The organism is Dyella sp. (genome assembly GCF_036568765.1).
GTDB lineage: Bacteria > Pseudomonadota > Gammaproteobacteria > Xanthomonadales > Rhodanobacteraceae > GSA-30.
Genome location: NZ_DATCRY010000022.1, coordinates 21,399 through 30,202, shown reverse-complemented (window position 1 = coordinate 30,202; position 8,804 = coordinate 21,399). Strand labels below are relative to the sequence as shown.

General features: G+C 60.0%; 3 protein-coding genes. 2 read left to right on the top strand and 1 reads right to left on the bottom strand.

Features of this window, described 5'->3' with window-relative positions:
* A partial coding sequence (locus VIM98_RS01790) for a hypothetical protein (RefSeq protein ID WP_331991374.1) occupies positions 1–1,215 on the top strand: 1,215 nt, incomplete at its 5' end.
* A 97-nt stretch (positions 1,216–1,312) separates the two neighbouring features.
* Positions 1,313–5,332, top strand: a complete 4,020-nt coding sequence (locus tag VIM98_RS01785) for a hypothetical protein (protein WP_331991373.1) — start codon at positions 1,313–1,315, stop codon at positions 5,330–5,332.
* A gap of 140 nt (positions 5,333–5,472) precedes the next feature.
* On the opposite strand, the gene VIM98_RS01780 is transcribed toward VIM98_RS01785, so the two are convergent.
* Entirely contained in the window at positions 5,473–7,995 is a 2,523-nt protein-coding gene (locus VIM98_RS01780) for an autotransporter outer membrane beta-barrel domain-containing protein (protein ID WP_331991372.1), read from the bottom strand.
* Positions 7,996–8,804 lie beyond the last annotated feature (809 nt).

The window sequence follows — 8,804 nt, the reverse complement described above, 5'->3', positions numbered from 1 at the left end:
TTTCCCGCCAATTCACCCATTCCTGGCCTTACCGATATCGTCGAGATCATCAGTAATGGTTATGCCTTCGCGGCACGGCGCGTCACTGATGCGGGTGCCAAGATGGTTACCGCGTGGGGGTATACCAGCTATGGCGGCAGTTTCCCTAACGGCTCCCCCATTCCCGGCATGACCGATATTGTCGAAGTGGTTGCCACCGCCCAGGCATTCGCCGCACGACGGAGCAACGGTGTAAACGGCGCAAGCGGTGCCGTGGTCGCATGGGGAGATAACGGCAATGGTGGCAACGTGCCTCTCGACGTCGCCAGAAGAACCGATATCGTCGAAGTGGTCGGTAATGTGGGAGCATTCGCAGCTATATGTGACAACCGTGCAGGGGCCAGAACGGTGGTTGCCTGGGGAAACGGCACCTATGGCGGCACTTTTCCGAATGGCTCCGTCATTCCTGGCCTGACCGATATTGTCCAAGTGACTAGCAACACCTATGCCTTCGCGGCACGACGGGAAAACGGTACGGTAGTCGTATGGGGAAATAGCTCCTATGGCGGTACTTTTCCGAATGGCTCTCCCATTCCTGGCATGACCGATGTTGTCGAAGTGATCGCCAACACCGGCGCATTTGCGGCCATACGTGACAATCGGGCAGGCGCCAGAACGGTAGTCGTATGGGGAAATACCGCTGGTGGCGGCAGTTTCCCGAACGGCTCCATCATTCCCGGCCTAACCGATATTGTCGAAGTGATCGGAAATGATACTGCGTTCGCGGCGCGACGCAGTAACGGCACGGTGGTCGTGTGGGGAGATGCCAGCACCGGGGGCAGTTTCCCTAATGGCTCCGTCATCCCCGGCCTGACCGACATCGTCGATGTCGTGGGTAATTTTTATGCATTCGCTGCACTTCGCTCGAATGGTAGCGTCGTAGCCTGGGGAAATGCGGATTACGGTGGGCAAATCCCGCAAAGCATCGTGCCATTATTGACCAATGTCCGAGCGATTTATCCCAGCTTCGGTGCGTTTGCTGCACTCACCGAGGACGGGCGGGTCGTGGTCTGGGGGCATAGCAGTTATGGCGGTGCCAACAACACCGTGCCCTCGACGTTGCAAGGCAATATCTCCTACGAGCTCAAGGCCGCTATCTCGCAAGACGACAGCCCTCGCATCGCCGCACCACGCAAGCGACGACATCGCAAACCTGAGCTGATCCCGTCGCCTTAAGTTCCCGGTTGCCCGCTGAAGCGGCTTGTTCAGCGGGCGCTTTTTCTTCGATATCCCGTGTGCAGCGTTCCTCATCCACCGAGAGAGAGGCGTTCCCATGTTGAACCGTCCCCGTACCCGTATCCCCCGTGAGGCCTTGCGCCAAGGCCTGCTGGACCTGCTGCCCCCGTTGGTGATTCCCGATGCCAAGCCCGTTCCCTTCGGCGGTGCATCCACCACGCTTTATGCCATCGGCCTGAGCGCCATCAACAGCGACCTCAGTGTCTTCGTGCCGCCCTACGGCGGCATGAACCCCGGCGACTACATCGAAGTCTTCTGGGACAACTCCGGCATTCCTATCGCCTCCACCACCGTCAACGACAACAACAAGGACAAGTACGTCGGATTGCCCCTGCCTTACAGCAGCTTCGCCAACGGCCGCTTCACGCCGTATTACCGCGTCAGGCGAATCAGCGATCTCCTGCTCTTCAGCGAAACCCGCGACATCTGGGTCAAGCTCAATCGACCCGGCGATTTCGATCCCAACCCCTTTACCCCCGAGCAGGAATACCTGCTCGCACCCATCCTGCCCGAGGATGTCCGCGACGGACTCGATGACAACCGCGCCGCGCTCGGTGTCGATGTCACCATTCCTCCCTACCCGAACATGGCCGACTACGACCGCATCGATTTCAGCTGGGGCGGCAGCGGTGACGGCATACGGCGCGTCTACACCGTGCAGCCCGATGAAGTCGGCCAACCCATCGTGCTGCACATGACCGAGGCGGAGATCCTCGGTGCCGGCGATGGCGAGGTGCTACTCATGTACACCGTCATCGATGCCGCCTACAACCGTACCGCCGATGCCAAGTGGTCGATGGTCACGCGCCTCGATGTACTTGCCAACAACTCGCCGCTCGATGCGCCTTACGTCATCGAAGTCGACGAGAACGATGTCATCGATCTGGCGGTCCTGGGCGGCGCCAATGCGACCGCCATGATCTACACGATCAGCGGCAGCCTCTTCGCCGTTAACGACACCATCGAGTTCACCTGGGCCGGCATCGACTCCCATGGTGCCGCACTCACGCCCTATACGGACTCCCAGACTATCCGGCGCGTTCCCGGGCCGCTCATCTTCATCGTGCCCAACGCCATCGTGGTCGCAAGTGCCGGCGGACGTGCCATCCTGTCGTATGTGTTGCGCAAGCAAAACGGCGATGCCATCGACTCACGTCACTCGACCGTGCGTATCGCCGGTCAGGCGGCACCCGATCTGCCGCCGCCGATCGTCACACCCAGCCTCCTGCCCGCCGACATCGCACACGCCGAGGTCACGGTGCCGGCGTATCCCGGCATGGGCGAAGGCGATCGGGTCACCCTGATCTGGGCCGGCACGGACAGGAACGGCCAACCGACCGATTACCGCACCACCTTTGATGTCACCCAAGCCTGGGTCGGTCAGGATCTGCCCTTCCCCATCGATGGTCCTGAGCACATCGCACCGCTCGCCGGTGGCAGCGCCACGGTCTATTACGAGATCGACTACGCGGCGGGCCCGGCACTGGTGCGCGAGTCGGAGCGGCTGGAGCTTCCTATCGGTGACGCGGCGAATCAGTTACCCGCCCCCACCGTGATCGAAGCACCCGACGGCATCTTCGATCCAGCGCTGACCTTGGCCAATGTACGCATTCCCGGTACCACCCTGGTTGCCAACGATCGGATCGACCTGACTTGGGTCGGCGACATCACCGGTACCTATACCGATAACGCTACCGTCCGCACCACCGGACAGGCGGCGAACTTCGCGGTCCCGGCCGCGAGGATCGCCGGGAATCGTCAGATCACGATTCACTACACCGTCAATGGCAGCTTACCGTCCACCTCGCTCACCTTACGCGTCGCCGCCTCAGGCGACCTGCCCATCCCGGAAGTGGATCAGGCGAACAATGGTGTGCTCACGCTCGCCGATATCCCGGCAGGCGGCGCTATCGGGCGCGTGCGACCCTACAGCGGCATCGGCCTCAACGACGAAGTCACGCTCTATCTGGAGCAACCCGCCGGCACGGTGCGCTGGCAACTGATGGAGACCGTCACCGATACCACACAGGATCTGACCTTTACCATCCCGCGCAGCATCATGGTGGGTCTGGTCAATCGCACCATCCAACTACGCTATACCGTGCAATTCGCTCACGGCGGCAGTGATGGCCAAAGTGCCGTCGCCCACTTCAGTGTCGAAGATGGGGCCAACGAACAGCCGGTCATCGAATCCGTACGCGATGCACTGGGGCGGGAGATTCCCAATGGCAGTACTACGGGTGCCACCACGCTCACGCTCAGCGGCACCGCCGCACGCAACGAGCGGGTGCAACTCTTCGATGGCAATGTCTCGCTGGGCATCGTCGATGTGAGCGCCAGCGGGCGCTGGTCGCTGACCGTTGCCGGATTGGGCAGCGGTGTGCACGCCTTCACTGCCGAAGGCCTCTATGACAATTTCCCGGTCTCCGCACCTTACGGATTGAGGATCGCTCTCAGCGGACGCTTGCTTGTCATGGGCGGGCGCTCGGCAAGTCGCTGGCGATATCGCAAAGGAGTGAACGGCACGCTCAATCAATACCGTCGATTGCATGCGCTGGATGCGACTACCAAAACGTCGATTCCGGCGCGCTGGCGCTATGCGCACGAAGCGCCGACTGCGAGCGTCACGGTCACCGACTTCCCTGACTCGAATCCGGATGCCGTGCTCTACATCGACACCGACGACGATCAGGTGATCCTCCGGCCGAGGAATATCCTAGGGAATGGCTACAGCGACGAAGGTACCCCAGGCGGAGCCTTCGTGGCATGGCGCGATCAAGGTAATCTGGCCGCCTGGGGAAGCCCCACCACGGGCGGCAGTCTGGTGGGAACGATCCCGGGCTTCACGGATATCCTCCAAGTGGAGACTAACGCGCACGCCTTTGCCGCACGACGCGGCAACGAGATCAACAGCACCGTGGTCGCATGGGGTGTTGCCGCCTCTGGCGGGAATCTTCCTGAAGACATTGCCGAGATGACCGATATTGTCGAAGTAATTGGCAGCATGTCTGCTTTTGCAGCGCGGCGTCGCACGGGGCAGGTCGTCGTGTGGGGCAGCACTGGCTCCGGCGGCCGTTTTCCCGAGGGCTCCCCTATTCCCGGCATGACCGACATCATTGAAGTCGTCAGTGGTTACGAAGCGTTCGCCGCACGACGAAGCAACGGTAGGGTAGTCGCATGGGGCGCGGCCAATCGAGGCGGCACGGTTCCAGAACACATTGCCGACCTGGACGACATCGTCGAGGTCATCCCCGCCTATTATGCGTTCGCGGCACGGCGCGAAAACGGCAAGATCGTTGCGTGGGGATCGTCGAGTCAGGGTGGCGAGATTCCTGATGACATTGCCGAACTGGACGATATTGTCGAATTGCTAAGCAATGCCTGGGCGTTTGCGGGGCGGCGAGAAAACGGCAAGGTCGTTGCCTGGGGGGCGAACGGCGGTAGCGTTCCTGATGACATTGCCGAACTGGACGATATTGTCGCATTGAGCAGCAATGGGTTTATGTCGTTCGCAGCACTACGGAAGAACGGCAAGGTGGTTACCTGGCCCGGTACTCTGCCTGAATATATGGAAGGCCTGGACGATATTGTCGAACTGGTCGGCAACTATTTTGGGTTCGCTGCACGACGCGCCAACGGTCAAGTGGCCGCTTGGGGAGGCGGCAACATCGGCACAGTTCCTAAAGATATTGCCGAGCTGGCCGACATCGTCGATGTCGTGCCCAATGCGCACGCCTTTGCCGCGCTCCGATCCAACGGCGAGGTCGTGGCCTGGGGAACCTCGACCATGGGCGGCCAGATTCCAGACAGCACCAAACCGCTATTGACTAATGTCCGAGCGATCTATGCCAATATCTGCGCCTTTGCTGCACTCACCGACGACAATCGGGTCGTCGTCTGGGGCCACGGCAGCTGGGGCGGTGCCAATAGCAACATACCGTCCCACATCAACGGCAATATCTCCTATGAACTCAAGGCTGCCGTCGCGCAAGGCCATAGTCCATCCGCCGGCAAAAGCAAAGCGCCACGCAAGCGGCGACACAAAAAAAACGTGTAGCTCGCTTCAAGACAAAACACATCGCCGGCGAGATCGCATCATCAGTAAACCAAAAGCCCCGCGACCGAGAAAGATCGCGGGGCTTTTAGCCTGACTTGGCGGGAGGCAAGCGCATCCTGCGCAAGCCCCTACCCTATACTTCAGAAGTTCACGCGAACCCCGACATTGGCACCCCAACCACGCATGCCGTAATGTCCCAACTGATGCTGGTACGTGCCTTCGCCGAAGATCTGCACGTTGCGACCCAGCTGACTGGTAGCACCCGCGCCGACACGGTACGAATTACCCAACCGACCGACACCGAAATCATTGGCCATGTTCCAGGCGTCGTTCGAAATCGCTGCCGTAGCACGTCCACCCGAAGTGTGGCTCAGATCCAGCCGCACATAAGGTGCGAATCGCGGGTCGATCGTCTTGCTCAGCTGCGCACCCAGACGCGTGGTGGTTTGCCGCGCGCTGCCCAGCGCCACGTTCAATCCATCGATGTCCTGCGTACGATTGAAGTTCAACGTCTGGTGCTTGACCTGCAACTGCGGCTCCAGCGTCCAGCCTGCACCCAGCGCAAACGGATACCCCGTTTCCACCGAGGCAACCCAACCGCTGGCGCGCAGACGCGCTACCTGGTCGCCACGCGCGGCCGTATCTACCGTACCGCTGTAGCGCCGACCGCCAACCACTGCATCGATGTACCAACCGCTGTTGTGCTGCCAGGTCAACCAGGCCGAAGCACCGTTAGCGGTGTAACGCGCCGAACTCTGACCGTCCACGGCCTTGGGCGTTACGCGCGTCGTACCGTGATCCAGCGCCCAACCTGCACGCCAGGTCGCATTGTCGTCGACCAGGCTCACCAGGCCGCCACCCAACTGCATGGCATTGATCTGCTGCTTGAAGCCGTAGCCGAAATCCTGGAAGTTGCGATCACTGGTGTAGCGTTGCTGGGTGTTCGTATAGCGTGCAAACACTTCGCCGCCCAGGCTCGAAGCCTGTGTCGAGCGGATGTCGCCCAAGCGCTGCATCAGTCCGTCCGTTACCTGATCGCCGTAGGCAAACAGGGCGGTCGGCGCAACCAGATACGAAGGCACCTGCGGTACGACGGCCGGACGCTCCGGACCCGTGACCGGCTGTTCCGGCTCGGGTGCGACCGGATTCGGGCCCTCCTCGATCGGATCATCTTTGATCGGACCTTCTTCGGTCACGAACTTGTTGGCCAAACGGTAATCCCATGTCGTACCGCCAGGCAGCAGGCTCTGGCTCTGATCGGCTTCGCCCGGGCCGAACGCGTGCAGCGTGTACTGCCACGGGCCGGCTGCTACGTAGCCACCTTTGACCGCGAACGCATCGGCGCGCGAGTTACCGCCGACCTGGACCAGGGAGATGCCTTCCTTGGCATCGACGATACCGTCCTTGTTTACATCGGTCAGGTTGCCCTCGCCGGTGGAAACCACTTCGATGAAGGTCGTGCCTGTGTTAGTCACGTCGCCAGCAATCAGCACGCGATCGGTGAACTGGTTGTCCAACGTACCGCCCGTGTTGGCGACCGTATTCAGGCGAATCGTGCCGCCGCCATTCCCGGCGAAATCGCCGCGAACTTGTAGCGTTCCGTGTGTGCCATCAGCCTGCGGCTGGAATGCCACGGTACCGTTGTTGAGCGTCATGGAGCCCACGTCCGAGTCGGCCGTCAGCATCCACTGCGCGCCGCCGCTCACCGTCACGTCGCCGGCATGCGTCATCTTACCCGTCAGGCTCGCAGCGTTGTCGAGATTGACATTCACTGTGCTCGCTGCGTCAGCGACGATGTCACCCGTGAGCGAGCTCTGGCTCACATTGAAATCGACCATCGAACCCAAGCTCGATCCGTTAGCGTTGACATCGAGGAGGATGCCATTGCCGCTCACCAGGTTCGCGCCGTTAGTGACCGTGATATTCGCTACCGAAGGGCCGTCGAAGCCCTCCGATACCTCAATGGCGGTACCCGTCTTGCCGATCACTGTCGCCCCATCGATAACCAGGCTCATGTCCTTGGTAGTCGACAGATAGTCGGCACCCATCAGGATACCGCGTACGTCGCCGGTCACCGTGCTACTGTCATTAATCAACACCGTGCCGCCGAACATGCCCAGACCCAGGCCGGAAGCGAACTTGCCGTCATCGATGCCATGAACCGTCGAGCCGCTCAACGTCAGGGTGCTATCGCCGACGGTATTGGCGCCACGGCCATGACTCGTGATGGAACTATTGGAAACGGTCGCCGTTGAAGTCTGGCCCAGGCCGGCATTTACGCTGAGACCAATACCCAATCTTTGATCAGTGATGGTCGCACCAGCGATGGTGGCATTGCTGTCGTTCAGACGCACAATATTTGTCTGACTGTCCTGGATATTAACTATCGTGCCACCGATGGCGACGATCTCGCCCGTCTGGCCACCGAAAACGTTAACCGCTGAGCCAGTGCGTGCGTCGATATTCTGGGTCCGGCCGCCCGGAAGGACATTCAGGGTTGCACTATTGAGGATCCAGCCCTCTACAGGAGTGGCTGGATTAATGGTCGCCGTCTGCCCTGGATTAAGCGTGGCGGCAAATGCCATGGGACTGGCCGACGCCAAGGCCACGGCAATGGACAAAGTCAGCGCTTTGTTCTGAAACTTTTTCGGATGCATGCTCATATCGTCTCCCTCTCCGGAATCGCGCGAAATCGCTGGATTTCAAAATTGGCTCACAGTGGAGCTACGGTTTGGAGCGAGTTTCCATTTGCATAATGGACATGCAGATGCAGGGGGCCTGACCAGCGCTCCCCGGCTCGCTCAGATGCCAGCCATTTTGGCGAGGTGCTATCCGCGAGCACATAGAAATAGTACTAAAAGCTATGCGTTTTTCTCGGTTTATGGCCGCGATTTCTTAACGAAGCTTGTTTTTGTGGATACGGGCATGGCTTGTTACATGGCACACCATTCTTATTAGTGGCGGCTTTCAAATGGCCTTTTGAATGCACCGAGAAAAATATGCTGTATCCGATTTTTAGGTCGCTTTTAAAACTATTTCTATGCCAATGACCCCGTGGCACAAATCCAACGAGCCGTTCAGTTTCATAGCTCATGGTGACGGACATTGCAGGGGTGCCCCCCATCCCACCCCTCTCCCCGGCAAAGTCAGGGGAGAGGGAGCCTGACTGAAGCATGCTTCGGTACTTCGCACTTGTGGGAATCTTTAAAATCCAGGCTAGCTTGTAGGAGCGGCTTCAGCCGCGACTGTGCAGGGCGCGGCCTGACCGGTCGCGGCTGAAGCCGCTCCTACATCGTTAGGTGGTTTTTCGAAGCCCTTCGTGTCGACTTTCTCCTCTCCATTAGCTTTGCCAGGGGAGAGGGAGCCTGACTGAAGCATGCTTCGGTACTTCGCGCTTGTGAGAATCTTTAAAATCCAGGGTACCTTGTAGGAGCGGCTTCAGCCGCGACCGTGCAGGGCGCCGCCTGACCGG